This is a genomic window from Streptomyces sp. NPDC057654, assembly GCF_042800135.1.
Taxonomy (GTDB): Bacteria; Actinomycetota; Actinomycetes; order Streptomycetales; family Streptomycetaceae; genus Streptomyces.
Map to the genome: position 1 here is coordinate 1 of NZ_JBHVHQ010001057.1, position 2,637 is coordinate 2,637.

The window sequence follows — 2,637 nt, forward strand, 5'->3', positions numbered from 1 at the left end:
GGGTAGCTGCCGGGCGAGACGTCCGGGCGGATGCGGGCGGGGCCGTAGAAGCGGGGGTCGTCGCCGTCGGCGGCCTTGCTGTCGTCGCGCCGCAGCGGTACGGGCGCGTCGAACGCCGCCGAGGTCGCGGTCAGCCGCTCCTCCTCCCCCGCGTCCGGGTCCATGTCGCTCCACAGCACCTTGACGATGCCGCCCGCCTCCACCCGGAACCGCCCGGTGGTGGCGGCCTCCGGCCGGCTGGTCCGGTCGAAGAAGGCGGGGCCGCGCCCCCTGCCGACGTAGTCGCTGTCGCCGGGCCGCGCCGCGCGGACCGTGAACCGCTTGCCCGCGATGCGCCGCCCGTCGGGCCCGGTCAGCTCGGCCTCGTACGTCCCGTCCTTGACGTCCGACGGCAGCTGCGGGGCGGCGGTGAACATGCGCGGGTTGTTCCAGTCCAGCCCGCCCGTGTCGTGCCGCAGCGGCACCGGCGCGCGGAACGCCCGCGACCGCACGGTGAAGGACGTGCCCCGCTCGCCCGGGTACAGGTCGTCGAAGGAGAGCCCGACCCGCTCGCCGGGCCGGGCGCCGGTCCGGTCCGCCACGACCCTGAACTCGGGCCGCTTGGCGGCCACCGTCCGTACGCGCCCGTGCCCCGCGACCCGCCCGTCGACGTCGACGCGTACGGGGTGGCGGCCGGCCTTCGCCGTGAGGGACACGGCCTCGTGCGCGGCGTACCGCGCCTGCCCGCCCTCGACGGCGAGCGAGAGCCGCACGGGACGCGGGAAGACCGGCGAGGTGACGACGACGGCACGCACCCCCGCACCGCCTGCACCGCCTGTACCGCCAGCACCGGCCGTACCGTTTTCGAGCCCCGTCACGACAATGTCGACGATCTCCCCCGGCCGAGCCTCGAAGGCCCCGTTGACCTCGACGTGTACGGGGCGGTGGGAGGACTTGGGGTGATGGGGAGGCGTGGCGTGCCGGGGCGGCTTCTCGTGGCCGGAGGGCGTGGCGTGCCCGGAATGGGCATGAGCTTCAGCAGTTCCGCCGGCGGCGCCCCACCCCAGGACCCCCGCGCACACCACGGCCACCGCCGCCCGCGCTCGCTTCGTCTGACCCATGCGATCCATCCGACTCACAGCGTCACCCCACTCCTAGTAGGAAGAGGGGGAGAAGCGCCCGCCGGTTCCCGGTCGACCGGACACCGACGGCAAACAACGACAAAGGCCCCACTGCCGCTGAGGCGGTGGGGCCTTTGTCTCACATGGGATGAGTGGAGATGGCGGGAATCGAACCCGCGTCCAACGGTGCGGAAACAGGGCTTCTCCGAGCGCAGTCCGCTGCGATTTTCTCGGCCCCGGAGATCACACGGACAAGTCTCCGACGGGCTCAGCCACTGTTTGATTTCCCACCAGGCCCCGTGGCCGGTCCTAGTGGTTTAGTTCCCTAGCTGATGCCAGGATCCGGGTCGGGAACAATCCCCGGGCTGACACTTCGCAAGTCGCTACTTAGGCAGCGAGGGCGAAGGAATCGCGCTTGGTGTTGGCGATTATTGTTTGCGACATATGGTTAACGAGATCATTGCCGCTTCCTCGGCTCGCTTCCCCTGCCTCGACAACCGCTGTCGAAACCGATCATCCCCATGTTGATTTATCAATTTTCCGCACATCCCTCGGGTATCCCCTGGGATGCACGGCCATCATACGTGACCAACGCACGACGGGGCCAGCGTATTCCTGGCCGCCGGGGCGGCGCCCGCCACAGCGGTACAGCCGCCCGTCAGGCCCGCTGCCGCCTGCGCGCCGCCGAGATGGCGCGGTCCGACTCGCGCCGGTCCTGCTTCTCGCGGAGCGTCTGCCGCTTGTCGTACTCCTTCTTGCCCTTGGCGAGCGCGATCTCGACCTTGGCCCGGCCGTCCTTGAAGTAGAGGGCCAGCGGTACGAGCGTGTGCCCGGTCTCCTGCGTCTTCTGCTCCAGCTTCGCGATCTCGACCCGGTGCAGCAGCAGCTTGCGCTTGCGGCGCGCGCTGTGGTTCGTCCACGTCCCCTGCGCGTACTCCGGGATGTGCACGTTGTGCAGCCACGCCTCGCCGCCGTCGAGCTGCCCGAAGCCGTCGACGAGCGACGCGCGGCCCTGCCGCAGCGACTTCACCTCGGTGCCGGTCAGGACGAGGCCGCACTCGTACGTATCCAGGATCAGGTAGTCGTGCCGCGCCTTCTTGTTCTGCGCGATGAGTTTCCGGCCGCTCTTGTCTTTGTCTTTAGCCTTGTCTTTAGCCATAACGCCGCCATTCTCGCATCAGGCCCCACCCCCGAGGCCACTCAATACTGTGCGGGCCCGCTCCTCGGCGTCGCCGCCCGCGGCCAGGTCCGGGGTGATGCCCGCGCCGTCCACGGCCCGGCCGGCGGGGGTGCTGTAGTGGCCGACGGTCAGCTCGGCGACCGAGCCGTCCGGCAGCTCGCTCGGCAGCTGCACCGAGCCCTTGCCGAAGGTGCGCGAGCCGACGACGACGGCCCGGCCGCGGTCCTGGAGCGCGCCGGTCAGCAGCTCGGCGGCGCTCATGGTGCCGCCGTCGACGAGGACGGCGAGCGGGCGCGCGGTGTCGCCGCCGGGGGCGGCGGACAGGGCGCGCTGCGCGCCGTGCACGTCGTACGTGGC

The 2,637-nt window shown here is 71.0% G+C and carries 3 protein-coding genes and 1 other RNA gene; all 4 read right to left on the reverse strand.

The window, feature by feature from the left end:
- On the reverse strand, window positions 1-1,100 hold a 1,100-nt coding region (locus ACFU99_RS40310), incomplete at its 3' end, for a hypothetical protein (RefSeq protein ID WP_384402743.1).
- Window positions 1,101-1,250: 150 nt separating this feature from the next.
- Window positions 1,251-1,621, reverse strand: a transfer-messenger RNA (tmRNA) gene (gene ssrA / locus ACFU99_RS40315).
- Between the two features lie 137 nt (window positions 1,622-1,758).
- Window positions 1,759-2,259 carry an SsrA-binding protein SmpB gene (gene smpB / locus ACFU99_RS40320; protein WP_384402746.1) on the reverse strand — a complete coding sequence of 167 codons (501 nt, stop codon included), beginning with the start codon at window positions 2,257-2,259 and terminating at the stop codon, window positions 1,759-1,761.
- A gap of 18 nt (window positions 2,260-2,277) precedes the next feature.
- Window positions 2,278-2,637 (reverse strand): S41 family peptidase (locus ACFU99_RS40325; RefSeq protein ID WP_384402749.1); only part of this gene is annotated, 360 nt, incomplete at its 5' end.